Consider the following 24,674-nt stretch of genomic DNA (forward strand, 5'->3'; position numbering starts at 1 on the left):
TAGCGCGCGCACCCCTTGCTGACAAGAGCATCGAGCGCCGCACTTCCTGAAGTGCGGGGCTGACGAGCGACATCCCCCAGTTAGGCAAAAGCCGCCCGGGGGCGGCTTGGATGCTTCCTGGCCAGGGAGCGTTGCTGGCGCCAGCCTTGTCGCTCGCCCCTGCCGACGCGCCCTCAGGCGCGGCGCTGGCGGCGGGCCACGGCCCCCAAGGCCGCAAGCCCCAGGCCCATCAGGGCCCAGCTGCTGGGTTCCGGCACCGGAGCGAGCTGGAACACGGTGGTGCCGAAGGTTGTGGCACTGCTGCCCTCGCTGGCCACGGCCAGGTAGTGGAAGCCGTCCATCTCGAAGGCGGTCAGCCCTTCGGGGCGGTTGAAGCCTTCGGGGTTGACCAGCAGCTTCACAAAGCTGGCATTGGCCGGGTCGCTGATGTCGAACACACCGATGGCGCCGGTTTTGGTGCGCTCCAGTCCGACGAAGGCGTAGAGCTTGCCGCCGATCTCCATCACCTTGACGTCCTCAGGCTCAACGCCCTTGTCGCGGCTACGGCCATCGTCATACAGGCCGGCGGCATGCGCGGCCTTGTCCAGGGCCGCGCCGCTGTCCCAGATCTCATTGCCGGCGGCATCACGAATGGAGATGGAGCGCGCGCCCGCCGCATAGAGCGCGTCGGTATCAACAGCCGAGACCCGCAAACGGCTCTCGATCCCCGAGCCCCCAGCAGCCTTTCGATCACCATCGTCCTCGCGGAAGTCACCCTCGTTGGCCGTCACGTAATAGGTTTTGCCATTGCGGTCAAAGCTGGCGATGCCATCAGGCATATAGAGGCCGCGGACGGCGACGTTCTGAAAGCTTACTGAGCCGTCGTTATCGCGCACATCAATCTCATTGCCCGGCTTGCTGAAGTCCTTGGCCCCCAGCCCCACCACGCTCACCGTCTTGTGGGTGCTCAGGTCGATGGTGGCCACGGCGTTGTGCTCCTGCAGGGTCACGAAGGCCTTGCTGCCATCACGGCTCACCGCGATGTACTCCGGCTCAAAGTCCATGCCCGGCTGGCGTACCACCGACTGCCCTGCCCACACGCGGTTGCTGGCGGTGGTCGCCACGCTGTCGAAGTGCACGGTGGCCGCCACCGAGCGCGTCCCCATATCGATGATGCTGACACTGCCCTTGGGATCCGTACCGGCGTACTTGCCGCTGTCGGCCACCGCGTTGGGCGTGCCCTCATTGGCAACCAAGAGCTTGCTGCCGTTCGGTGTGAAGGTCAGCATATCGGGCAGCGCACCGACCGCGATGCTGTTGGTGCCCGTCAGCAAGTCACGGGTGGAGGTGTCGTAGAGCTTGACCACGCCCGCATTGCGGCGATCGCCCGGAGCCTCGATCGCGAAGGCCGCCACGCCATTGTGAATGGCCACGCTGTTGATGGACCCGAAGCCGCGGGTGTCGATGAATTGCAGCGCATTGCCGGTCTTGGCATCCAGCACATGCACGCCCGACACACCCGCCACCCACAAGGTCTTGGTCAGACTGTCAAAGCTCACGACTTCCGAAGTGAAACCGGTCAGACCGGTGTGCTTGCTGGACCACGCGAGGCTGGCGCCATCGAGGGCACCCGCCGCGTGAACATTCAAGGCCAGGACTGTGGTGGCAGCAGCCACCAGGGCAGACATCGTGGAACGCTTCATCAGGAATTCCTTGCGGCGGTTGGGAGCATGAGGACAAGCCCGCGAGGCTAGTGACGACGCATGACAGTCAGGTGACATCGTGACGGAGTTCACACCCCTGAGCCAGGGGGGGGCCCTACCCGGCCCTCAGCGGCTTCCCCGCATGGCGCTCAGCCCTTTGCCGCGCGCACTCGGCCGGCGCTCAATCGTGCCGCTCGGTTCCTGAGCCAACGCCCGGCTCTTGGGGCGCCAATCGCGCGGCCGGCCACTGAGCCCACAACAGCAAGGCTGCCATCAGCCACATCGGAGCGGCGGCCACCGAGGCCGTGGCCAACAGGCCAAAGCCCAGAGGCATGACGATGGTCGCACCATTGGTAAAGAGCATGCGCAGGCCCAGGGCCTGACCGTGACGGTCGGCGGGCGTGATCTGGTGCAGGGTGGACAGCACCATGGGCTGCACCGAGCCCAGGGCCAGCCCCAGGAGGGCGGAGCCCGCCATCAGGCCCGGCGTGCCGGGCAACCAGGCATACAAGGCCAGCACGGCGCAAGCGATGGCCATGGCGCCGCGCAGGGCCCGGATCTCGTCCACCTGCTCGGCCCACTTGGTGAGGGCCAAACGCACCAGGGTGGCGGCGGTGGCGAATGCGCCAAGAATCAGGCCGATGCTGGTGGCGCTGAGCTCGCGGCCGTGGCCGACGATGGGCACCACAAAGCTGTGAGCATCCCAGGCCGCGGCCAAGACCACATTGAGAATCATCAGTCGCCGGAAACTGGCCAGGCGCAAGAGGCCCCAAGCACCCTGCCGCGTGGCGCTCGAGGGGCTGGCCGGGAGGCTGGGGGCAAGACGCGGTACCTGCAGGGCCGCCCACCAGGCCAGCGATGGCAGCAGCACGGCCAGCGCGAAGGCCGCACGGAAGCTGATGTGGTCGATCAGAAGGCCCGCCACCACCGGCGCCAGGGCATTCGACAGGGCGGGGCCCAAGGCCAGCCAGCTGAAGATGCGGCGCATATCGCCGCTGCCCTGGGCCATCAGCCCCCCCTCGCGCTGTATGCCCACGGCGGCAATGCTCAAGGCGCCACCGGTCAACAGCGCCGCCAGACACAGGGCCAGCACGTGCTGGGAGAGCGCGGCCGTCAGCGCTCCCACGCAGGCCATCAGCACGGCGATGCCGACCGGGCGGTGCAGGCCGTGCCGGTCGGCCATGCGGCCGGCCCACAGGGCCGTCAACATGGGCACCACCGCATACAGACTCAGCAGCACCCCCAGCGTCCACTCGGGGTAGCCCTGCTTCAAGACGAAGAGGCTGGAGGTGACGCGGCTGGTGGCCATGCAGGCATGCACGAACACCAGGGCGGCCACGAGAAAGGGGAAAGCCCGTCGCTGGGCCGCGGCCTGCGCCTCGCCCAGAGGCTCAGTATGGACGCCCGGTGAACCGCCCGCCGTGCTCAAGCATCGCCCTCGGCATCGGCGCTGCCCAGCAGGGCCTGCACCCGGGTCTCGGGCAGGGCTTCCACCCCCTTGAGCTTGCGCGTCATCTGCCGGGTGCGGGTCTCGGCCATCTCGATGCTGCTGCTGGCCTCATCGAGCTTCTTCTTGGTCTTGGCCAGCACCTCGCCAAACTTGCCAAACTCGGTCTTGACCGCACCCAGCACCTCCCAGACCTCGGCCGAGCGCTTTTCCAGCGCCAGGGTGCGAAAGCCCATTTGCAAGCTGGTCAGGGTGGCCAGCAGGGTGGTGGGCCCCACCAGCATAACCTTGTGCTCGCGCTGCAGCGACTCCACCAGGCCCGGCCGGCGCAGTGCCTCGGCATACAGGCCTTCGGTGGGCACGAAGAGCATGCCGAAGTCGGTGGTGTGCGGCGGCGCGATGTACTTGTCGCGTATGGTCTTGGCCTCCAGGCGCAGGCGGGTCTCGATGGCCTTGGCCGAGACTTCCACGGCGGCGGCATCGGCGCGATCCTGGGCTTCGAGCAGGCGCTCGTAATCCTCGCGCGGAAACTTGGCATCGATGGGCAGCCACAGCGGTGCACCGTCATCGCGCTGTCCCGGCAGGCGGATGGCGTATTCCACCCGCTCGCTGCTGCCCGGGACGGTGGCCACATTGCTGGCGTACTGCTCCGGCGTGAACACCTGCTCCAGCAGGCCCGCCAGCTGCACCTCGCCAAAGATGCCGCGGGTCTTCACATTGGTGAGCACCCGGTTCAGGGCGCCCACATCGCGGGCCAGTGTCTGCATCTCGCCCAGTCCCTTGTGCACCTGCTCCAGGCGCTCGGCCACTTGCTTGAAGCTCTCGCCCAGGCGCTGCTCCAGCGTGGCCTGCAGCTTCTCGTCCACGGTGGCGCGCATCTGCTCCAGCTTCTTCTCGTTGTCCTGCTGGATGGCGCCCAGCCGCTGATCCACGGCGGCCTGCACCAGGGAGAGGCGCTGATCCACCGCCGCCTGCACCTGGGTCAGGCGCTGCTCCTGGCGCTGGCCCAGCAGCTGCAGCTGCTCCGCCAGGGTGCTGGAGAGGCGGGCACCGGCCGCGTCCTGCGACTCACGCGCCGCCAGGGCCTGGGCGCCCAGGGCCTGCTGCAGCTGGGCCAGCTGCACGCGGAAGCTGTCGATCTGCTCATTCTGGGTGCGGGCCACATCGCCGCCCTGGGCCAGCAGGCTCTGCTGGAACTGGGTCAGGGTGGCCAGCAGCTCCTGGCGGGTGCCGCCGCTGCTGCGGGCCAGCTCGTCGCGCAGATCACGGTCCAAGCGGTCCAGGCGTTCGCCGTTCTGGCTGAGCCAGGGACCCAATTCGGCGCTGGCATCCGCACTGCGCAGGCGCGTCCAGATCAGGATCAGCAGGAGCAGGACCAGGGCCAGCAGGCCCAGCAACAAGGCTTCGACAAGACTCATGCGGCCATTGTCTCAGGCCGGCTCAGCCCCCCGATTCAGCAACTCAGGGTTGAGTGCGGTGGGCGGACGGCCACCGCTGAGCGCGGCGATCAGGTTGTCCACGGCCAGATGGCTCATGGCCAGTCGTGTGGGGATGGAGGCACTGGCGATATGCGGGGTGAGCACCACATTGGGCACGGTCAACAGGCCGGGGTGGACCTGGGGTTCGCCCTCGAACACGTCCAGGCCCGCGGCCGCGATGCGACGCGTGGCCAGGGCCTGGGCCAGGGCCGCGTCGTCCACCACACCGCCGCGGGCGATATTGGTCAGGGTGGCACTGGGCTTCATCAGGCCCAGTTCACGCGCGCCGATCGCATGGTGCGAGGCGGGGCTGTAGGGCACGACGATCACCAGATGGTCAGCCTGCTGCAGCAGGGCGTCCTTCTCCACCCACTGGGCCGCCAGCGGCGCTTCCAGCGCGGGGGCCAGGCGGCTGCGGTTGTGATAGATCACCCGCATGCCAAAGCCCAGATGGCCGCGCCGGGCAATGGCCTGCCCGATGCGGCCCATGCCCAGAATGCCCAGGGTGCTGCCATGCACATCGCTGCCGGCGAACATGTCGTAGCTCCATTTGTGCCACTCGCCGCGGCGCAGAAAGTGCTCGCTCTCGCTGATGCGGCGGGCCGTGGCCATCATCAGGGCAAAGCCGAAATCGGCCGTGGTCTCGGTCAGCACATCGGGCGCATTGCTGACCAGCACGCCGCGTGCGGTGCAGGCCGGCAGGTCGACGTTGTTGTAACCCACCGCCATGCTGCAGACCGCGCGCAGATCGGGGCAGGCGTCCAGCAGGGTGGCGTCGATCTGCTCGGAGCCGGTGATGTAGACGCCCTGCACGCCCTGCAGCCGACGTATCAGTTCGTCCTGAGGCCAGACGGCATCGTCATCATTGACCCGGACCTCAAAGTGCTCGCGCAGGCGTGCGATCGCATCATCGAAGGTCCGACGGGCCACCAGCACCACGGCTTTGCGGTCTGCCATGCGCTCAGCCTTTCAGGGGGGCGTCCAGAAAGCGGGTGAAGCCCGCCACCGGCTCGCGCTCGGTGACCAGGCTGTTCTCCACCGCGGCCGGGTCGGCATAGCCCAGGGCCATGCCGCAGACCAGCTGCTGCTCGGGCTTGAGGGCCAGTTCATCCGCGATCAGACGGTGGAACTGGGTGAAGGCCGCCTGCGGGCAGGTGTGCAGGCCGCGCGCGCGGGCCGCGATCATGATGTTTTGCAGGAACATGCCGTAGTCCAGCCAGCTGCCCTGCTGCATCACGCGGTCGATAGTGAAGATCAGGCCCACCGGCGCGTCGAAGAAGAGGTAGTTGCGGCCGTGCTGCTCGTGCATGCGCAGCTTGTCGCCCTTGGCGATGCCCAGCAGGCCGTAGAGGTCCCAGCCCACCTTGCGGCGGCGGTCGATATAGGGCGAGACCCATTCGCGCGGGTAGTAGGCGTACTCCTCGCCATGGGTGGCCAGTTCCTCGGGGTCGTCATAGGCGGCGGTGATGCGTTGGGAGAGACGGGCCTTGGCCGCGCCGGTCAGCACATGCACCTGCCAGGGCTGGGTGTTGGTGCCCGAGGGCGCCCGCGAGGCCACGCGCAGGATGTCCTCGATCAGGGCCCGCTCCACCGGCTGCGCCAGGTAGGCGCGCATGGAGTGCCGGGTCGTGATGGCCGCATCGATGGCGGCGGTGGCGGCGCTGTCGGGCGACTCGAAGGCGGAGAACGAGCTCATGGCAGTTGCAGTCCTTTCAGGGCATTCAGGGTGGCGGGGGGTAGCGCGCTCACCGGCCGGCGGCTCTCACGCTCCACATAGACATGGACGAAATGGCCGCAGGCGGCGGACAGGGGCTCGCCCGCGGCAAAGAGCCCGATCTCGTAGCGCACGCTGGAGCGGCCCAGATGCGCCACGCGCAAGCCGGCCTCGATGCGCTGCGGGAAGGCCAGTGAGGCGAAGAAGTTGCAGTGCGTCTCCACCACCAGGCCGATGACCGGCCCCCCGTGGATGTCCAGCGCGCCCTGCTCGATCAGGTACTGGTTCACCGCGGTGTCGAAGAGGCTGTAGTAGATGACGTTGTTGAGGTGGCCGTAGATATCGTTGTCCATCCAGCGGGTGGACAGGGACATGAAATGCCGGTAGGCCTCGCGGCCCTGGGCCTGGGGTCGGTGCTCCTCACTCATGCCCGCATTCTTTCATCGCCCCGCCTGCCAGAGCGCCCAGCTGTGCGCGGCGGCGCTCAGGGTATTCACCTGCACCGTCAGCATGGCGTCCAGGTCCTCGCCGTAGCCGCCGGCCATGCTCAGCGCCACCGGGATGCCCCGCTCCCGCAGGGCCTGCAGCACCCGGCGGTCGCGCTCCAGCATGCCGGCGGTGCTGAGCTTGAGCCGGCCCAGACGGTCGCCCTCATGGGGATCGGCCCCGGCCAGGTAGAAGGCCAGGCCCGGCGCCGGGCAGCGCGCCCAGACCTGGGCCAGGGCCTGGTCCAGGGCCTGCAGATAGGCCGCGTCACCACAGCCATCGGGCAGGTCCACATCCAGATCGCTGGCCTCCTTGCGGAAGGGAAAGTTGCGGGCCCCGTGCATAGAGAAGGTGAAGACGCTGGGATCCTCGCGAAAGATGGCGGCCGTGCCATTGCCCTGGTGCACATCCAGATCGATGACCAACACCTGCAGTTCCGGCCTGCCCTCGCGCCGGGCCATGGCCTGCATGTGGCGCGCCGCCACGGCCACATCATTGAACACGCAGTAACCCGAGCCCTTGTCGGCATAGGCATGGTGGGTGCCACCGGCCAGATTGGCACCCACCCCCTCGGCCAGGGCGGCGCGCGCCGCTTCCAGCGTCGCCCCCACCGAGCAGCGCGAACGCAGAGCCATGGAGGGCGACCAGGGAAATCCGATCTCGCGCTGCTGGGCCGCGCTCAGGCTGCCGTTGAAGACGGCCTGCACGTAGTGCGGGCTGTGGACACGCAGCAGGGACTGAGCCTCGGCCAGCGGCGCGGGCGCAATCCGGAACGGCGGGCCCAGGGCCTCCAGCCGCTGGCGCAGCAGGCCGTACTTGGCCTCGGGAAAGCGGTGGCCGGGCGGAAGCTCCAGGCGGTAGGCGTCGGCATGAAAGGCTTGCATGGCCCTGCACCATAACCGCTGTGCGGAGCGCCTGCCGGTCCAGGCGCGTCACCAGGGTGTCACGCGCTCACGGCAGTCTTGGCAGCCATCCGGGCGCTGATCAACAGTATTTTTGTTGCATTGCACAAAAAAGTGCTTGCAATCGATGGCAGCGTCCTTATACTGAATCATGTTGCGGTGCAGCAATTGCAATTGAACGGCACCGAAGAGTTCTCAACAGTCTCTGCCTATCAACCTCACAGGAGCTATTCCATGTTGACCGCTGAACAAGTTTTCGCCGCCCACAAAGCCAATATCGAGACCCTTTTCGGTCTGACCAACAAGGCTTTCGAAGGTGTGGAGAAGCTGGTCGAGCTGAATCTGCAAGTCGCCAAGACCGCCCTGGGCGAGGCTGCCGAGACCGCCAATGCCGCCATGTCCGTCAAGGACGCCCAGGAGCTGCTGAATCTGCAAGCCTCCCTGCTGCAGCCCAGCGCCGAGAAGGCCGCCTCCTACAGCCGCCACCTCTACGACATCGCTTCCAGCACCCAGGCCGAAGTGGCCAAGGTGGCCGAGGCCCAGATCGCCGACGCCCAGCAGAAGTTCGCCGCCGTGGTCGACAGCATGGCCAAGAACGCGCCCGCCGGCACCGAGAACGCCGTGGCCCTGGTGAAGTCGGCCGTGGCCGCCGCCAACAACACCTTCGAGTCGGTGCAAAAGGCTGCCAAGCAGGCCAGCGAGATCGCCGAGGCCAATTTCCAGGCCGCCACCAGCACCGCCGTCAAGGCCAGCCAGACCGCCAGCCGCTCCAGCAAGCGCGCTGCCGCCTGAGCACCTACCGTTTGTCTCCTCGGTACCCAAAGAAGCCCTGAGCTTCCCAAGTACCCTTGAAGCCCGGCCTCGGCCGGGCTCTTTTTTTGCCCGAACGCCGGGACCGAGCGCTCGTCAGCGCCCCCCCACGCCCAGGCGCTCCAGCTGGTCGCCCAGCAGCTCCAGGCGCAGCAGGGGGTTGTCCAGGGCCAGAAGGCGCTGCTTCTCCAGCGGGGACAGGGGCAGCAGCTCCGCCCAGCGGTTGGCCAGCCAGGCACAGTCATCCCAGCGGTAGGGCGGCTGAACGGGCATGTCGTCGGCCGCCGCCCCCGTCTCCAGGGTGTGCAGCAGGCGCTGCATCAGGGGCGCAAGGGGCTGCAGATCCTCCGGCACGGGCAGCGCCAGCTCCTCGTCCAGCAACTCCAGCTCACCCATCCACAGGCCATGCGGCAGGCAGTGCTGCTCGAGCAGGCGGAACCGACGCCCACCTCGGCAGCGAATCTGCAGCAGCCCCGGCCGCGGACGCTCCACCCGTTCCAGATGGGCCAGGGTGCCCAGGCTTTCGAAGCGCTCGGTCAGAAAGCCCTCCCCCGGTCCGCGCTGGCGCACCTCCATACCCTCGGTGAGCATCAGCACGCCGAAGGGCTCACCACTCTTCTCGCAGCGCTGGACCAGATCCAGGTAGCGGGGCTCGAAGATGCGCAGGGACAGCAGCCCCCCGGGGAATAGCGGTGACTGGAGCGGAAAGAGGGCCGTTTGCATGATGGCGCCAGCATAGCCCGCGCTGCCGATGGCGGCGCGATCGGGTTTTCAGGCCGGCCGGCGACCGGGGTTGGACGGGCTCAGCGCGTCTTGGCCGCGATGCGCTGACGCAGTGTGGGCAGCAGGGCCAGGGCGGCCTCGCGACCGGCCTGTATGCTGCGCCGCCGCGCGCTGAAGTCGGCGCTGCCTATGCCCGCGAGCTGCGGACGCATCACCACGTCTGCCTCGCGCAGCTCGTAGCTGTTGATGCTGCGACTCATGATGGCAAAGGTCTGCAGCAGCATGCGCATGGCGTCGCCCAGGGGCTTGTCCTCCGGCGGGGAGCTGATGTCGACCGCGATCACCAGCTCCGCCCCCATCTGCCGCGCCTGGCGCACCGGCACCGGCGCCACCAGACCGCCGTCCACGAACTCGCGCCCGCCGATCTTCACCGGCTGGAACACCGCGGGCACGGCACTGGAGGCGCGTACCGCGGTGCCGGTGTCGCCGCTGCGAAAAAGCACGCCCGAGCCATCGGCCAGGTCGGTGGCCAGAATGCCCAGGGGCAAGCTCATCTGCTCGATGGTCTTGTTGCCGGTGCGCTCTCGCACATAGCGGGCCAGTGCCTCGCCGCGGATCAGGCCGCGGCCCGGAAAGGCCCAGTCCGTGATCGCGCCCTCGTCCATGCCCTCGGCCAGGGCCTGCATTTCCTTGCCGTTCTTGCCCGAGGCATACAGGGCCGCCACCAGGGAGCCGGCCGAGGTGCCCGCGACCAGGTCCACACCGATGCCGTGCTCCTCCAGCACCTGGATCACGCCGATATGGGCAAAGCCGCGCGCCGCACCACCGCCGAGGGCCAGGCCGATGCGAGGGGGTTTGGGCGCCGGGCGCGGCCCGGAGGGCGGCGCATCCGGCGGGACCGGCGCGGTCGGCGCCTCGGAAGTGCCGATCAGGGGAACGCTGGAACAGGCGGCAAGCGCCAGAGGGGCCAGCAGCAGGCCCCGACGAGACAGAGAAGACATGGGGCGGATTCTAGAGAGCGCCGCGGCGCCGACTCGCGGCCCGGGCCTGGCTGTATGAGAATGAACGCACACAGCTCAATGGCTGCAGGAGATCCTCATCATGGCCCTGACCCACGCCAAGCATGGACAGCTGATCGATCTGGCACCCCTGGCCGATGGCAGCACCGACAGCCCCAGCACCAGCCTGATCAAGACCGAGCAGCTGCAGCTCATTCACATGGTGCTGCATGCCGGTCAGCGCATGCCCCAGCACAAAGTGGCCGGCGAGTTGGTCCTGCAATGTCTGGCGGGTCGCGTGCGTCTGCAGATGCCCGGCACCGAGCAGCCCCTGGCCGCCGGCCAGCTCACGGTGCTGCGGGCGGGCGAGCCGCATGCGGTGCTGGCCGAGCAGGACAGCTGCGTCTTGCTGACCCTGCTGCTGCCGGCCCACTGAGGCCGCTCATGGGCATGGCGGCCCCTACACTGTGCCGCCATGGAATTTGCCCCCCTGATCAAGGAAATCGGCCGCGGCGCGCGCGGCGCCCGCGACCTGGATGCCGAGCAGGCCCAGGCCCTGTTCGGCGCCATGCTGGACGGTGCGGTGCCCGAGCTGGAGTTGGGCGCCATCCTGCTGTCCCTGCGCATCAAGGGCGAGAGCGCCGAGGAGCTGGCCGGCTTCTGGCGCGCCATGCAGGCGCGCACGGCCCGGCTTGCGGTGCCGGCGGGCGGGCCGCGCTGCGTGCTGCTGCCCACCTTCAACGGCGCGCGCAAGCAGGCCAATCTGATGCCCCTGGTCGCTCTGCTGCTGGCCCGCGCAGGCGTGCCGGTGCTGATCTTCGGGCGGCATGACTTCGACAGCCGCCAGAGCCCTTTCGAGCTGCTTCAGGCCCTGGGCCTGCCGACCGCGAGCTCGCTGGAACAGGCCGAGGCCCAGCTCGCCGGCCGCCGCCTGGCCGTGCTGCCCCTGGCCCGGCTCAACCCCGGCCTGGACGCCCTGATGGCCCTGCGCCCGCGCCTGGGCCTGCGCAACAGCGGCCACAGCGTGGCCAAGCTGCTGGACGCGGCCCCCGGCCGCAGCGTGCGCGTGGTGGCGGTGACCCACCCCGAGTACCTGGACAGCATGGGCCAGGCCCTGCTGGCGCAAAGTGCCGAAGGCCACCGCGGCCTGCTGATGCGCGCCAGCGAGGGTGAGGCCTATGCCCATCTGCGCCGCCGCGCCCAGCTCTACGGTTTTGTGGACGGCCAGCGCCAGGATCTGCACCCGGCCGACAGCGCCGACCTGGACTGGCCGCTCTCGCCCGACTGCGAGGCCGAGGCCAACGCCCGGCTGATCGAGGCCATGCTGGACGGCCGCGCGCCGCTGCCGCCGCGCGTGGCCGAGCAGGTGGCGGCCCTGCGCCAACTGGCCGAGGGCTGATCCGCCAGCCTCCCGGCTATGCCAGCGGATTCATATGCTTATCTGCGAATAAGCAATCTACGAATTTGTAGTTCTTATATATATAAAGCTTCCATACAGTCCGGCTCCTAGGCCTGGGAATCCCTGTCCCGGCCCCACCCATCGGGAGCAGCGGATTGCTTGTTGGACTGGATTGCGAACACGAGTGGCTTCGGCGCTCCGCCGCTGGCCGGACGCCCAGCTCACCCGCCGCCTGCCCCATGGGCCGTTGCGCCCCTCTGGCCCCTCTGCTGCGCCCATCCCTGCCGATGGCCGGCTGGCCAGTGATTCACTGATTTCGTAGTTCCGCGCAAGCCATGTACGCCTATACCGACTTCGACCGCCAGTTCGTGCGCGCCCGCGCCGCCCAGTTCCGCGATCAGCTGGAACGCAATCTGGCCGGCACCCTGAGCGATGACGAGTTCCGCCCCCTGCGCCTGCAAAACGGCTGGTATGTGCAGCGCCACGCCCCCATGCTGCGCGTGGCCGTGCCCTATGGCGTGCTGTCCGCGCGCCAGCTGCGCCGTCTGGCCGAGATCGCCCGCCAATGGGACCGCGGCTACGGTCACTTCACCACCCGCCAGAACCTGCAATACAACTGGATCCCGCTGAAGGACGCCGCCGACGTGATGGACGCCCTGGCCGAGGTGGACATGCACGGCATCCAGACCAGCGGCAACTGCATCCGCAACATCACCACCGACGGCCTGGCCGGCGTGGCGCCCGACGAGATCGTGGACCCGCGGCCCTATGCCGAGGTGCTGCGCCAGTGGAGCACCCTGCATCCCGAGTTCGCCTTCCTGCCGCGCAAGTTCAAGATCGCCATCTCGGGTGCCGCCGAGGACCGCGCGGCCATCGCCTGGCATGACATCGGCCTGCAGCTCAGGAAGAACGCCGCGGGCGAGGTGGGCTTCCAGGTGCTGGTGGGCGGCGGCATGGGTCGCACCCCCATCACCGGCCAGGTGATCCACGACTTCCTGCCCTGGAACCAGATCCTGGTCTATCTGGAGGCCATCGTGCGCGTCTACAACCGCTATGGCCGCCGCGACAATATGTACAAGGCCCGCATCAAGATCCTGGTCAAGGCCGAGGGTCAGGCCTTCTTCGACGCGGTCAACACCGAGTTCCAGCACATCCTCGGCGACGACGCCGGCGGCCACGAGCACCTGATCCCCCAGGCCGAGCTGGACCGCGTGGCGGCCAGCTTCACGACCCCGGCCGGCGTGAATGCCCTGCCCGCACAGGACATCTTTGAAGGGGCCCAAGGCGCCTACAAGCGCTGGCTGGAGCGCAATGTGCACGCCCACCGCCTGAGCGGCTACCGCGGCGTGACGCTCTCGCTCAAGCGCGCGGCCCTGCCGCCCGGCGATGCGACCGATGCCCAGATGGAAGCTGCCGCCGCGCTGGCCGAGCGCTTCAGCCACAGCGAGCTGCGCGTGACCCACGACCAGAACCTGCTGCTGCCCTGGGTGCGCGAGAGCGATCTGGGCGCGCTCTACGAGCTGGCCAAGGCCCATGGCTTTGCCACCCCGAACATCGGCCTGCTCTCCGACATGATCGCCTGCCCGGGCGGCGACTTCTGCGCCCTGGCCAATGCCCGCTCCATCCCGGTGGCGGCCGCCATCACCGAGCGCTTCCAGGACCTGGACGAGCTCTACGACATCGGCGACATCGACCTGCACATCAGCGGCTGCATCAACAGCTGCGGCCACCACCACAGCGGCCATATCGGCATCCTGGGCGTGGACAAGGACGGCAGCGAGTGGTACCAGATCACGCTGGGCGGCTCGGACGGTTCCACCCTCTCGGGCGCTGCCGTGCCCGGCAAGGTGATCGGCCCCAGCTTTGCGGCCGACGAGGTGCCCGATGTGATCGAGTCCCTGATCCAGACCTACCGCGGCCAGCGCGCCGCCAACGAGCGCTTCATCGACACGGTGCGCCGCGTGGGCATCGAACCCTTCAAGGCGCCGGCCAACGCCGTCCGCACCACGACAGGCACCCTGAGCGCTGCCGCCCGCTGAAAGAACAAGATCATGAAGTTCATCGACGCTCACCACGACCAATGGCACCGGGTCCTCGGCGAGGACGGCCCCAAGCCCGACCCCGATCCCGCGCCCCATCTGCTGCTGAGCCTGGAGCAATGGCATGCCGTGCGCGGCCACTGGCCCGCCGATCTGCCCACGGCCGTGGAAGTGCCCAATGATTACGACATCGAAGGCCTGGCTCCCGATCTGCCACGCCTGGCGCTGATCGTGCTGCAGTTCCCCAAGTGGGTGGACGGCCGCGCCTACAGCCAGGCCCGCCTGCTGCGCAGCCGCTACCGCTTTGCCGGCGAGATCCGCGCCACCGGCGAGGTGCTGGTGGACATGGTGCTGCTGGCCGCCCGCACCGGCTTCGACGCAGTGCAACTGCGCGCCGACCAGAGCCTGGAAGCGGCCCAGCGTGCGCTGAGCTTCTTCCCCGGTCATTACCAGGGCGACACGCGACAGGCCAAGCCGCACTTTGCGGCACAGGGTTGAAGCCATGAGCGGCGCAAGCTCTTCCCTTCTGCCAGGCGCGGCCGCGGGCGCCTCGGCCATCGCCCTTTATGCCCGGGCCACCGCCGGCTTCGAGGCGCGTGTGGCCGAGACCCTGGAACTGCTGCTGCAGGCCGTGGCCACCCATGGCGTCGGCCTGGTCCAGTCCACCAGCCTGGGCGCCGAGGACATGGTGATCACGGACCTGATCGCCCGCCACGGCCTGCCCGTGCGCATCGCCACCCTGGACACCGGCGCCCTGCATGCCGAGACCCTGGCCCTGATTGATCAGATCCAGACGCGCTACGAGCTGCCCGTCCAGGTCTACACCCCGGTTCACGACGCGGTGATCAATTTCGTGAGCGTGCGCGGCGAGCGCGCCATGTACGAGAGCCTGGCCCTGCGCAAGGCCTGCTGCGCCATCCGCAAGCTGGAGCCGCTGTCGCGCATGCTGAACGGTGCCACGGCCTGGATCACCGGCCTGCGCCGCGAGCAGAGCGCCAACCGCGCCGACGTGCCGTTTGACGAGGACGACGGCCAGGGTCGCCGCAAGCTCAATGTGCTGGCGGCCTGGAGCTGGGCCGATGTCTGGCACTACATCCAGACCTACCAGGTGCCCTACAACGCCCTGCACGACCAGTTCATGCCCAGCATCGGCTGTGCGCCCTGCACCCGGGCCATCGCCGTGGGCGAGGACTTCCGCGCCGGACGCTGGTGGTGGGAGGACGAGAACGCCAAGGAATGCGGCCTGCACAAGTCGCACTCCAACGAAGAGTTGAACACGAAGAAGTCAGGAGCCCCGGCATGAACGCCCCGGTCAATCTCGAGAAACTGCTGCCCCAGGTGGACCACCGCCATCTGGACCATCTGGAAGAAGAGGCCATCTTCATCCTGCGCGAAGTGGCCGGCGCCTTCGAGCGCCCGGGCCTGCTCTTCTCCAGCGGCAAGGACAGCTGCGTGGTACTGCACCTAGCCGAGAAGGCCTTCAAGCAGCGCCAGGCCGACGGCAGCTTCAAGGGCCGCCTGCCCTTCCCGCTGGTGCATGTGGACACCGGCCACAACTTCCCCGAGGTGATCGAGTTCCGCGAGCGCCGCGCCGCCGAGCTGGGCGACCGGCTGATCGTGGCGCATATGGACGAGTCCATCGCCCGTGGCACCGTGCGCCTGGCCCATCCGCTGGAGTCGCGCAACGGCCACCAGACCGTGACCCTGCTGGAAGCCATCGAGGAGCACCGTTTCGATGTGCTGATCGGCGGCGCCCGCCGCGACGAGGAAAAGGCCCGCGCCAAGGAGCGCATCTTCAGCCACCGCGACGGCTTCGGCCAGTGGCAGCCCAAGGAGCAGCGCCCCGAGCTCTGGAATCTGTTCAACACCCGCATCCGTCCGGGCGAGCATTTCCGCGCCTTCCCCATCAGCAACTGGACCGAGCTCGACGTCTGGCTCTACATCGCCCGCGAGAACATCGCCCTGCCCAGCCTCTACTACGCCCACCAGCGCCCCGTGGTGCGCAAGAAGGGCCTGCTGGTGCCGGTGACCGAGGTCACCCCGCCCGAAGCCGGCGATGTGGTGGAAACCGAGACCGTGCGCTTTCGCACCGTGGGCGACATGACCTGCACCTGCCCGGTGGAAAGCACGGCCGCCTCGGCCCAGGACATCGTGGCCGAGACCCTCACCGTCACCATCAGCGAGCGCGGCGCCACCCGCATGGACGACCGCACCTCCGACGCCTCCATGGAGCGTCGCAAGAAGGAAGGCTACTTCTGATCATGAGCGCAGTTCCCGACAACATCGTCCACCAGCAGGACGTCGACACCCAGCACCGCGCCCTGCGCTTCCTCACCGCAGGCAGCGTGGACGATGGCAAGAGCACCTTGATCGGCCGCCTGCTGTATGACAGCCGCGCCATCCTGGCCGACCAGCTGGACACGCTGGAAAAGCGCGCCGCCGGTGCGCCCATCGACCTGTCCCTGCTGACCGACGGCCTGGAGGCCGAGCGCGAGCAGGGCATCACCATCGATGTGGCCTACCGCTACTTCGCCACCAAGACCCGCAAGTTCATCATTGCGGACGCGCCGGGCCATGAGCAGTACACCCGCAATATGGTCACGGCCGCGGCCGGCAGCGATGCCGCCGTGGTGCTGGTGGACATCACCAAGCTGGACCTGAGCCAGGCCGAGGTGGCCCTGCTGCCCCAGACCCGCCGCCACAGCCTGCTGGCTCATCTGCTGCGCGTGCCCAGCATCGTGTTCGCCATCAACAAGATCGACGCCCTGGCCGAGCCCGGCGCCGCCCAGGCAGGCTTCGCCAAGGTGAGCGCCGCCCTTCGCGCCTTCGCCGAGCAGGCCGGCATCGCGGTGACGGCCATCATCCCGGTCTCGGCCCTGCGCGGTGACAACGTCACCCAGCCCCTGGACGCCGACTGGTACGACGGCCCCTCCCTGCTGCAGGTGCTGGAAGGTCTGCCCGCGCTGCAGGAGCAGGTCGAGGGCCAGCTGCTGATCCCGGTGCAATACGTCGCACGCGAGGGTGAGGGCACGGGCCACCAGCCGCGAACCCTCTGGGGCCGCATCGCCCACGGCCAGGTGCGGGCCGGCGACGAGGTGCAGATCCTGCCCAGCGGCGAGAAGGCGCTCGTGGCCGAGGTGCGCCGCGCCGGCGAGACCGTGGCCCATGCCGTGGCCGGCGAGTCGGCCGGCCTGGTGCTGGACCGCCAGCTGGATGTGAGCCGCGGCGACTGGGTGCTCACGCCCGGCAGCGCCACGCCGGTGCAGAGCTTCGAGGCCACGCTGGCCTGGCTGGACACCGAGCCCGCCCAGCTGGGTCGCAAGTACTGGGTGCGCCACGGCAACCGCTGGGTCCAGGCCCGCATCGCCGCCATCGAGCACAAGCTGGACATCCACAGCCTGGCCGAGACCGAGGCCCAGGAGCTGGCCGTCAACGAGATCGGCCATGTGCGCATCGAGCTGCAGGCCGCCCTGCCGGTGGAGCCCTATGCGGCCAACCGCGTGGGCGGCTCGCTGATCGTGGTCGACCCCAGCAGCAATCGCACCTCGGGTGCCTTGCTGGTGCGCTGAAGCCAGGAGGGGCTGGTCCATGGGACGCGTCATCTTCGTCAGCGCCGGCCCCGGCGCGGCCGATCTCATCACCCTGCGCGGCGCGCGCGCGCTGCAGCAGGCCCAGGTGGTGCTGTTCGACGCGCTCACCGACCCCGCCCTGCGCGAACTGGCCCCCCAGGCCCAGTGGCTGGACGTGGGCAAGCGGGGCTTCTGCGACTCCACGGCCCAGACTGCCATCGACGCCCTGCTGGTCAAGATGGCAGGCCAGCACGGCGTGGTGGTGCGGCTCAAGGGCGGTGACGCCAGCGTCTTCGGCCGCCTGGAAGAGGAGCTGCAGGCGCTGGCCGCCGCGGGCATCGAGAGCGAGGTGGTGCCCGGCGTGACCGCCGCCATCGCCGCCGCCGCCCAGACCCAGCGCCCCCTCACACGCCGCGGCGCCGGCCGCAGCGTCAGCCTCACCACGGCCATGACCCGCGAAGGCGATCTGCAGGCCGCCCGCAGTGCCGATACCGAAGTCTTCTACATGGCCGGCCGCCAGCTGGCCGCCCTGTCGCGCAAGCTGCTGGAAGCCGGCTGGGCGCCCGACACGCCCTGCAGCGTGGTCTCCCGCGCCGGCTGGCCCGACGCCCTGAGCAGCGAGCATGCGGTGTCGGGTCTTGCCGCCGCCACCCTGCTGCACCGCGGCCGCCCCACGGTGGTGGTGGTGGGCGCCGGGGCCGCGCCCGTGGCGGGTGAGCCCCGCCCCGCGGCCGGCAGCATGGCCCTGCATCTTGCGCAGGAACAAGCCGGCGATACGGCCCTCAGCGGCTAAAATCCTTCGCTGCCCTCAGGCCCGGCAGGGCCGTCGCCCCATAAGAATCGAGTTGCCCCACCATGACCCACGTCGTTACCGAAGCCTGCATCCGCTGCAAGTACACCGATTGCGTCGACGTCTGCCCCGTTGACTGCTTCCGCGAAGGTCCCAATTTCCTGACCATCGATCCGGATGAGTGCATCGACTGCGCGGTCTGCATCCCCGAGTGCCCGGCCAATGCCATCGTGCCCGAGGAAGATGTGCCGGGTAATCAACAGCACATGATCAAGCTCAATGCCGAGCTGGCCAAGTCCTGGCCCAGCATCACCAAGCGCAAGCCGGCCTTGCCGGATGCCGATGAGTGGAAGGACAAGACCGGCAAGCTCTCCGAGCTGATCCGCTGAAGCCATGACCGACAGCCGTCCCACCGCTCCCATCGAAACCGATGCCCTGATCGTCGGGGCGGGGCCGGTGGGCCTGTTCCAGGTCTTCGAGCTGGGCCTGCTGGAGATCAAGGCCCACATCATCGACTCCCTGGCCTACCCCGGCGGCCAGTGCATCGAGCTCTATCCCGACAAGCCCATCTATGACATCCCGGCCCTGCCGGTGGTGACGGGCAAGGAGCTCACCGACAATCTGCTCAAGCAGATCGAGCCCTTTGGCGCCACCTTCCATCTGGGCCAGGAGGTGCAGGTGGTGGAAAAGCGCGCCGAGGACGGCCGCTTCTTCGTGCAGACCTCCAAGGGCACGCAGTTCCTGGCCAAGACCATCTTCATCGCCGGGGGCGTGGGCAGCTTCCAGCCGCGCACGCTCAAGGTCGAGGGCGTGGAGCCCCACGAGGGCAGCCAGGTGCACTACCGCGTGCGCAGCCCCGAGCAGTTCGCGGGCCAGAACCTGCTGATCATCGGCGGCGGCGACTCCGCCCTGGACTGGGCCCTGAACTTCTGCGCCGGCCATGAGGACGGCAATCCCCACAAGGCCGAGAGTGTGATCCTGCTGCACCGGCGCGACGGCTTCAAGGCTGCGCCGGCCAGCGTGGCCAAGATGCAGGCCCTGTGCGAGGCCCAGGAGATGCAGTTCCTGGTGGGCCAGGTCACCGGCATCGTGGAGCAAGACGGCCGCCTGACCGGTGCCAAGGTCACGGGCGCCGATGGGGTCACCCGCATCGTGCCCTGCGACCAGGTGCTGGCCTTCTTCGGCCTCAGCCCCAAGCTGGGTCCCATTGCCGACTGGGGCCTGGCCCTGGAGCGCAAGCAGATCGTGGTGGACACCGAGAAGTTCGAGACCTCGGTGCCCGGCATCTTCGCCGTGGGCGATGTGAACACCTACCCGGGCAAGAAAAAGCTCATCCTCTCGGGCTTCCACGAGGCTGCGCTGGCCGCCTTTGGCGCCGCGCCCTATGTCTTCCCCGAGAAGCGCGTGCATCTGCAATACACCACCACCAGCCCCAAGCTGCACAAGGTGCTGGGCGTGGAATCGCCGGTCTTCGACTGAGCGGCCTGAGGGCCCAGGGGCACACGCCCAGGCCAAGGCCCAGGCCCGGAGCTCAGCCGATGATCTTCACCGGCACCGCGCCGCGGCGCACCTTGTCGCCCAGCACCGTGGGCCAGTACTGGCCCTCGGCATTGCGCACCACCAGACCCAGCTCGGCATAGCGCTGCTGCAGGCGCTCCGGCACCACCTTGCCGCCAGGAACCTGGGGCATGAACCAGAGAAAGTCGCGTTCTTCCTGCGTCAAGGCGATGGTGGGTGTGTCGGACATGGGGACAGCCTGGAGCTGGCAAGGGATAGGGTCGGGCACCATTATCGCGGCGGGGGCGCCGCTACAATCCGCAGCGCTTCGCCAGGCTTGGCGGAGCTTCGCTAGGGGTGCTGGGGCGACCTGTTCATGCAGGCCGCACTGGCTGAGAAAGTCCCTTTGAACCTGATAGGCGGCGCGCAGGCGTCGCCATGCCGGCCCAGCCGGCACGAGGTAATCCTCGCGCAGGGAAGCACGCCCGCCACGGCATCTGTCCGTGCCGCCGGCCCCGCCGCAGCACTTTCTCGCTGCCGGGCCGCGGGTTCGAGAGCTCCCCTGCCATCGTTTGTTGTTAAGAAGTACGAACCCGATGGCCCCCACACTCCACCCGTCCGCCCCCGCCTCGCGCCGCCTGCGTCAGCATCTGCGCACGCCCCTGCTGCTGTCCACCCTGAGCCTGGCCCTGCTGCCGGCCCTGGCACAGCAAGCCCAACAACAACAGCAATCCCTGCCCGCCGTGAGCCTGCAGGGCCGTTCCGCCGACGCCCCCGTGCTGGTAGGCGGCTTTGGCGAGACGCCCGTGGCCAAGCTGCCCCTGCAGGCCCAGGTGATCAGCGCCGAGCGCCTGCGCGATCTGGGTGTGGACGCGCTCTCCGGCCTGACCCTGCTGGACGCCAGCGTGGGCGATGCCTACAACGCCCAGGGCTATGTCTCCTATCTGAAGGTCCGCGGCTACGACCTGGACAACCGCTTCAACTACCGCCGCGACGGCCTGCCCATCAATGCCGAGACGGCCCTGGCCCTGGGCAACAAGAGCAGCGTGGAGCTGCTCAAGGGCACCAGCGGCATCCAGGCCGGCACCAGCGCCCCGGGCGGTCTGGTGAACCTGGTGGTCAAGCGTCCCAATGGCAATTTCACGAGCCTGGGCCTGGAGCTCAGCGAGCGCGGCACGGTGGAAGCCAGCGTGGACCTGAGCCGGCGCTTTGGCGCCGATCAGGCTTTCGGTCTGCGCCTGAACGCCAGCGGCGCCAGCCTGCGCCCCGAGCTGCGCGATGCCAAGGGTGATCGCCAGCTGCTGGCCCTGGCCGGCGACTGGCGCGCCACGCCCGACACCCTGGTCGAGGCCGAAGTCGAATGGAACCGCCAAAGCCAGCCCAGCCAGCCCGGCTTCAGCCTGCTGGGCAACAGCCTGCCCTCGGCCCAACAGATCGATCCGCGCATCAATCTGAACAATCAGCCCTGGACCCAGCCGGTGGTCTTTGACAACCAGCATGCCTCGCTGCGCCTGACGCAGCGCCTCAATGCCGACTGGAAGGCCCAAGCCCATCTGGGCCTGCAGCGCCTGAAGACCGACGACCGCCTGGCCTACCCCTTCGGCTGCAGCGAGAGCGCCGATGTCTACTGGGCCGACCGCTACTGCCCCAATGGCAATTTCGACGTCTACGACTTCCGCAGCGAGAACGAGCGCCGCAACACCGATGCGCTGGATCTCTCGCTAAGCGGCCGCTTCAGCACCGGCGCCCTGCGCCACGAGCTCAGCACCGGCCTGCTGCTCAGCCGCTTCGAGACGCGCGGCCAGACCCGCCGCAACGACGGCCCGGGCACCGGCAATATCAATGGCCAGCTGATCGCCAGCAATCTGGGCGCCGGCATCGACGAGATGACCCTGCGCGACGAGCGCAGCACCGAGTTCTATCTGCGTGACGCGGTGCTGCTCGACGCCTGGCTGCCGGGCCTCAAGGCCTGGGCCGGCCTGCGCCACACCCGCCTGCAGCGCGAGAGCGTGCAGACCGATGGCAGCCGCGCCACCGACTACACGCAAAGCGTCAGCACCCCCTGGCTGGGCCTGAGCCAGGCCCTGAGCCCGCAGCTCATGGTCTATGCCAGCTGGGGCCAGGGCATCGAGTCCGAGGTCGTGCCCAACCGCAGCCGCTACCAGCGCCCCGGCCAGGCCCTGCCCGCCCTCAAGAGCCGCCAGCTGGAGCTGGGCCTGAAGTCCGGCAGCTCCACGGTGGACTGGGGAATTGCCTTCTTCGACATCAAGCGCCCGCAGTGGCGTGATTTCGGTGACTGCAACAGCACGCCGCTGAGCTGCGAACGCCGTGCCGACGGCATCGCCCGCCACCGCGGTCTTGAAGCCCAGGCCGACCTCAAGTGGCAGGGCGGCGGCCTGCTGGCCAGCGCCATGAAGCTGCAAGCCCGCCAGCGCGGCAGCGAGATCGCCAGCCTCAACGGCCTCAAGCCCGCCAATGTGCCCGAGACCACGCTGAAGCTGCAGGGCCGCCAGCAGATCGCCGGCCTGCCCGGCCTGCAGCTGCAGCTGGGCCTGGTGTACGAGGGCGAGCGCGCCGTGCTGCCCGACAACAGCCTGCGCATTCCCGGCTGGACCCGCCTGGACGCCGGCGCCCGCTATGAGCAGGCCCTGGCCGGCGGCCAGCTGCTGACCTGGCGCCTGGGCGTTGACAACCTGGCCGACCGCCGCGCCTGGAAGGAATCGCCCTACCAGTACGGTCATGTCTACCTCTATCCGCTCGCACCGCGCACTTTCCGCGCCAGTGTTGAGGTGAGCTTGTAAAGACTCAAAAACTATGGCTATAATGCAAGGCTCTGTTCCCCGATAGCTCAGTCGGTAGAGCGCCGGACTGTTAATCCGTAGGTCCCTGGTTCGAGCCCAGGTCGGGGAGCCAAGAACAGAAAGCCTTGTTCGCGAAAGCGATCAAAGCAAAAAAGCCAAGACGGCCCGCTGCCACCGCATGGTGGGCCCGACATAAAAAACAATTCCCCGATAGCTCAGTCGGTAGAGCGCCGGACTGTTAATCCGTAGGTCCCTGGTTCGAGCCCAGGTCGGGGAGCCAAACTGAACCCCCAGCATCGCAAGATGTTGGGGGTTTTTCTTTGCGCGCCCGACTGAGCGCGCGACGCAATCGCTCAGCCCGTCAGGCCTACCGGCACGATGGCGCTCTTCAGCACGCTGCGCAGCACAAAGCTGCTGTGCACCCCGGTCACGCCAGGGATGCGGGTGAGGTGGCCCAGCAGCAGGGCCTGGTAATGGTCCATATCGCGCACCGCCACCTTGAGCTGGTAGTCGGCCTCCTGGCCGGTGATCAGCAGGCACTCCAGCACCTCGGGCAGCAGACCCACGGCGGCCTCGAAGGTCGCGAAGCGCTCGGGCGTGTGCACATCCATGGAGATATGGACCAGGGCGGTGAGCGTGAGCCCCAGGTTGCGGGCATCTACCGTGGCCCGGTAGCCGCTGATCAGGCCCGCCTCTTCCAGGGCTCGCACCCGGCGCAGGCAGGGCGAGGGCGATAGCCCGATGCGCTCGGCCAGCTCCTGGTTGGGCAGGCGCCCCTCGCGCTGCAGAATCTCCAAAATCTGCCGGTCAAATCGATCCAGTTCCACTTCGATTGCCTGATATGAATTTTCGTTGGCAGATTGTTGCGCACACAACGACTTATCCGGCAATTTCGCAATCTTCTGCCACAGGCTTCTCTCTACACTGACAGCAACGCAGATCAAGCGGAATCCCGCCGGGCCACACGCCCGCCATGCCCAGCCGACAGCCCCACAAGGGCCAGCTTCGGAACCGGGTCGCCATCACCCCAAGCGCAGAGACAAGCTGCCTTGGGGTTTTGTCTTTGTGGAGGGCCTGCCGGACTTGGGCCGCGCTTCAGGGGGACGGGGCTTGCATCTGCTGCAGCAACTGCGCCGCCACCGCCACCGCAATCACGGCCGGCTGCTTGCCACCTATGCCGGGCACGCCGATGGGGCAGATGATGCCGGCCAGTTCCTCGGCCGTGAAGCCGCGCGCCTCCAGGCGGTGGCGGAAGGTGGCCCATTTGCTCTTGCTGCCGATCAGGCCGATGAAGGGCAGATCGCCCCGCCCTCGGCGGCGCTGCAGGCAGGCGGCCACGATGTCCAGGTCCTCGGCATGGCTGAAGCTCATAATGAGCACGCGCGCGCCTGGGGCCAGGTCTTGCACCGCGGCCTGCACCGGGTCGGAATACTCGGCCCGCACGTTCTCTGGCAGGGGCTCGGGAAAGATCTCGTCGCGGCTGTCGAACCACTGCAGCTCGACCGGCAGCTCGGCCAGCAGGCGCACGATGGCCCGGCCCACATGGCCGCCGCCGAACAGGGCCACGGGCAGGCGCGGCTCGCCATCCGCCAGGCGCGCCTTCAGGCCCGGGATATCGGCCGGGCCCAGCAGGGCGAAGTCCAGCCCCACCACGCCGCCACAGCACTGGCCCAGGCTAGGGCCCAGGGCAAAGCGCCGGCGCGGCTCGGTCACGGCCCCCACGGCCAGGATGGCGCGGGCCTGGGCCATGGCCTCGAACTCCAGATGCCCGCCGCCTATGGTGCCGATCAGGGCCTGGCGGCCCACGGCCATCCAGGCGCCCACCTCGCGCGGCCCGCTGCCCTGCACCTCGGCCACACGCACCAGCACCGCCGGCTCGGCGGCCAGCAGCAGGGTCAGCTCTTGCCAGGGACGCATGGGAACTTCAGCTGCCGCGGTAGGTGGAGTAGCTCCACGGCGAGGCGAGCAGGGGCACGTGGTAATGGCCGTCGGTGTCGGCAATGCCGAAGTCCAGCGGCACCTCGTCCAGGAAGGCCGGCTCGGGCAGCTGCACGCCGCGGCTCTTGAAGTAGGCGGCCACACCGAAGACCAGGCGGTAGCGGCCGGCCTGCAGGGCCTCGCCCGCCAGCAGCGGGGCATCGGCCCGGCCGTCGCTGTTGAGCGTCAGGCGCTTGAGCTCCTGCGCGCTGCCATCCGCCGCCAGGCGGTAGAGGCGCACGGCCATGCCCGCGGCGGGGCTGCCGTGCATGGTGTCCAGCACGTGGGTAGTCAGCTTGCCGGTCTGTGTGCCCATTTCTTGCTCGTCCTCATCTCATCCGCGATAGTGGCAAAGTGTATAC

At 68.5% G+C, this 24,674-nt stretch carries 25 protein-coding genes and 2 tRNA genes; 14 read left to right on the forward strand and 13 right to left on the reverse strand.

The genetic code is table 11. The annotated features are described in order from the left end of the window. Positions 1-173: 173 nt before the first annotated feature. From DFR39_RS08375 to DFR39_RS08405, 7 genes are all read right to left on the reverse strand, one after another. Positions 174-1,682, reverse strand: coding sequence for a choice-of-anchor I family protein (locus DFR39_RS08375; protein ID WP_133603109.1), 1,509 nt, complete (start codon positions 1,680-1,682; stop codon positions 174-176). A gap of 181 nt (positions 1,683-1,863) precedes the next feature. Then, entirely contained in the window at positions 1,864-3,111 is a 1,248-nt protein-coding gene (locus tag DFR39_RS08380; RefSeq protein WP_133603110.1) for an MFS transporter, read from the reverse strand. Further along, a complete protein-coding gene (locus DFR39_RS08385) occupies positions 3,108-4,547 on the reverse strand; it encodes a DNA recombination protein RmuC (RefSeq protein WP_133603111.1) in 1,440 nt (479 codons plus the stop codon). Before DFR39_RS08385 ends, DFR39_RS08380 begins: the two co-directional genes overlap by 4 nt. Before the next feature lie 12 nt (positions 4,548-4,559). After that, positions 4,560-5,564 carry a 2-hydroxyacid dehydrogenase gene (locus tag DFR39_RS08390; RefSeq protein ID WP_133603112.1) on the reverse strand — a complete coding sequence of 335 codons (1,005 nt, stop codon included), beginning with the start codon at positions 5,562-5,564 and terminating at the stop codon, positions 4,560-4,562. A 4-nt stretch (positions 5,565-5,568) separates the two neighbouring features. Beyond that, positions 5,569-6,303 carry a nitroreductase gene (locus DFR39_RS08395; RefSeq protein ID WP_133603113.1) on the reverse strand — a complete coding sequence of 245 codons (735 nt, stop codon included), beginning with the start codon at positions 6,301-6,303 and terminating at the stop codon, positions 5,569-5,571. Further along, a complete protein-coding gene (locus tag DFR39_RS08400) occupies positions 6,300-6,749 on the reverse strand; it encodes an acyl-CoA thioesterase (protein ID WP_133603114.1) in 450 nt (149 codons plus the stop codon). Before DFR39_RS08400 ends, DFR39_RS08395 begins: the two co-directional genes overlap by 4 nt. A 12-nt stretch (positions 6,750-6,761) precedes the next feature. Continuing rightward, entirely contained in the window at positions 6,762-7,691 is a 930-nt protein-coding gene (locus DFR39_RS08405; RefSeq protein ID WP_133603115.1) for a histone deacetylase family protein, read from the reverse strand. 252 nt (positions 7,692-7,943) lie between these two features. Here DFR39_RS08405 and DFR39_RS08410 point away from each other — a divergent pair, with 252 nt between their 5' ends. Further along, complete coding sequence (locus DFR39_RS08410; protein ID WP_133603116.1) at positions 7,944-8,501, forward strand: phasin family protein; 558 nt, start codon at positions 7,944-7,946, stop codon at positions 8,499-8,501. A gap of 114 nt (positions 8,502-8,615) precedes the next feature. Here DFR39_RS08410 and DFR39_RS08415 read toward each other — a convergent pair whose 3' ends face one another. Beyond that, on the reverse strand, positions 8,616-9,242 hold the full coding sequence (locus DFR39_RS08415) for an LON peptidase substrate-binding domain-containing protein (protein WP_133603117.1): 627 nt from the start codon (positions 9,240-9,242) through the stop codon (positions 8,616-8,618). An 80-nt stretch (positions 9,243-9,322) separates the two neighbouring features. Then, positions 9,323-10,243: a patatin-like phospholipase family protein gene (locus DFR39_RS08420; protein WP_133603118.1), complete on the reverse strand. Its 921-nt coding sequence runs from the start codon at positions 10,241-10,243 to the stop codon at positions 9,323-9,325. A 100-nt stretch (positions 10,244-10,343) separates the two neighbouring features. On the opposite strand from DFR39_RS08420, the gene DFR39_RS08425 reads away from it, so the two are divergent. The 10 genes from DFR39_RS08425 to DFR39_RS08470 all read left to right on the forward strand — a co-directional run bounded on the left by DFR39_RS08425 (position 10,344) and on the right by DFR39_RS08470 (position 19,516). Further along, positions 10,344-10,676 carry an AraC family ligand binding domain-containing protein gene (locus DFR39_RS08425; protein WP_133603119.1) on the forward strand — a complete coding sequence of 111 codons (333 nt, stop codon included), beginning with the start codon at positions 10,344-10,346 and terminating at the stop codon, positions 10,674-10,676. Positions 10,677-10,715: 39 nt separating this feature from the next. Further along, positions 10,716-11,639, forward strand: a complete 924-nt coding sequence (gene ybiB, locus DFR39_RS08430) for a DNA-binding protein YbiB (RefSeq protein ID WP_133603120.1) — start codon at positions 10,716-10,718, stop codon at positions 11,637-11,639. Positions 11,640-11,974: 335 nt separating this feature from the next. Next, a complete protein-coding gene (locus DFR39_RS08435; protein ID WP_133603121.1) occupies positions 11,975-13,678 on the forward strand; it encodes a nitrite/sulfite reductase in 1,704 nt (567 codons plus the stop codon). 12 nt (positions 13,679-13,690) lie between these two features. After that, entirely contained in the window at positions 13,691-14,176 is a 486-nt protein-coding gene (locus tag DFR39_RS08440; protein ID WP_133603122.1) for a DUF934 domain-containing protein, read from the forward strand. A gap of 4 nt (positions 14,177-14,180) precedes the next feature. After that, a complete protein-coding gene (locus tag DFR39_RS08445; protein WP_133603123.1) occupies positions 14,181-14,981 on the forward strand; it encodes a phosphoadenylyl-sulfate reductase in 801 nt (266 codons plus the stop codon). Then, positions 14,978-15,937 (forward strand): sulfate adenylyltransferase subunit CysD, encoded by a 960-nt coding sequence (cysD, locus tag DFR39_RS08450; protein WP_133603124.1) that lies wholly within the window; start codon positions 14,978-14,980, stop codon positions 15,935-15,937. Before DFR39_RS08445 ends, cysD begins: the two co-directional genes overlap by 4 nt. A 2-nt stretch (positions 15,938-15,939) precedes the next feature. Next, on the forward strand, positions 15,940-17,247 hold the full coding sequence (locus tag DFR39_RS08455; RefSeq protein ID WP_133603125.1) for a sulfate adenylyltransferase subunit 1: 1,308 nt from the start codon (positions 15,940-15,942) through the stop codon (positions 17,245-17,247). A 19-nt stretch (positions 17,248-17,266) separates the two neighbouring features. After that, complete coding sequence (gene cobA, locus DFR39_RS08460; RefSeq protein ID WP_133603126.1) at positions 17,267-18,040, forward strand: uroporphyrinogen-III C-methyltransferase; 774 nt, start codon at positions 17,267-17,269, stop codon at positions 18,038-18,040. A gap of 62 nt (positions 18,041-18,102) precedes the next feature. Further along, the gene (fdxA, locus tag DFR39_RS08465) at positions 18,103-18,426 is read left to right on the forward strand and encodes a ferredoxin FdxA (RefSeq protein WP_133603127.1); all 324 of its coding nucleotides are present in this window, start codon (positions 18,103-18,105) and stop codon (positions 18,424-18,426) included. A 4-nt stretch (positions 18,427-18,430) separates the two neighbouring features. Then, on the forward strand, positions 18,431-19,516 hold the full coding sequence (locus DFR39_RS08470) for an NAD(P)/FAD-dependent oxidoreductase (protein ID WP_133603128.1): 1,086 nt from the start codon (positions 18,431-18,433) through the stop codon (positions 19,514-19,516). Between the two features lie 52 nt (positions 19,517-19,568). Here DFR39_RS08470 and DFR39_RS08475 read toward each other — a convergent pair whose 3' ends face one another. Further along, positions 19,569-19,784 carry a hypothetical protein gene (locus tag DFR39_RS08475; protein ID WP_133603129.1) on the reverse strand — a complete coding sequence of 72 codons (216 nt, stop codon included), beginning with the start codon at positions 19,782-19,784 and terminating at the stop codon, positions 19,569-19,571. 346 nt (positions 19,785-20,130) lie between these two features. On the opposite strand from DFR39_RS08475, the gene DFR39_RS08480 reads away from it, so the two are divergent. The 3 genes from DFR39_RS08480 to DFR39_RS08490 all read left to right on the forward strand — a co-directional run bounded on the left by DFR39_RS08480 (position 20,131) and on the right by DFR39_RS08490 (position 22,615). Next, on the forward strand, positions 20,131-22,335 hold the full coding sequence (locus DFR39_RS08480) for a TonB-dependent siderophore receptor (protein ID WP_133603130.1): 2,205 nt from the start codon (positions 20,131-20,133) through the stop codon (positions 22,333-22,335). A 36-nt stretch (positions 22,336-22,371) separates the two neighbouring features. After that, positions 22,372-22,447: transfer RNA gene (locus DFR39_RS08485), tRNA-Asn, on the forward strand. Between the two features lie 92 nt (positions 22,448-22,539). Next, positions 22,540-22,615 (forward strand) — tRNA-Asn (locus tag DFR39_RS08490). Positions 22,616-22,688: 73 nt separating this feature from the next. Here DFR39_RS08490 and DFR39_RS08495 read toward each other — a convergent pair. The 3 genes from DFR39_RS08495 to uraH all read right to left on the reverse strand — a co-directional run bounded on the left by DFR39_RS08495 (position 22,689) and on the right by uraH (position 24,628). Then, complete coding sequence (locus DFR39_RS08495; protein WP_133603131.1) at positions 22,689-23,162, reverse strand: Lrp/AsnC family transcriptional regulator; 474 nt, start codon at positions 23,160-23,162, stop codon at positions 22,689-22,691. Between the two features lie 268 nt (positions 23,163-23,430). Further along, complete coding sequence (gene xdhC, locus DFR39_RS08500) at positions 23,431-24,252, reverse strand: xanthine dehydrogenase accessory protein XdhC (protein WP_133603132.1); 822 nt, start codon at positions 24,250-24,252, stop codon at positions 23,431-23,433. Between the two features lie 7 nt (positions 24,253-24,259). Continuing rightward, positions 24,260-24,628 carry a hydroxyisourate hydrolase gene (gene uraH / locus DFR39_RS08505; RefSeq protein WP_133603133.1) on the reverse strand — a complete coding sequence of 123 codons (369 nt, stop codon included), beginning with the start codon at positions 24,626-24,628 and terminating at the stop codon, positions 24,260-24,262. Between the last annotated feature and the right edge of the window lie 46 nt (positions 24,629-24,674).

It is taken from the genome of Roseateles asaccharophilus (assembly GCF_004362405.1).
GTDB classification, from domain to species: domain Bacteria; phylum Pseudomonadota; class Gammaproteobacteria; order Burkholderiales; family Burkholderiaceae_C; genus Kinneretia; species Kinneretia asaccharophila.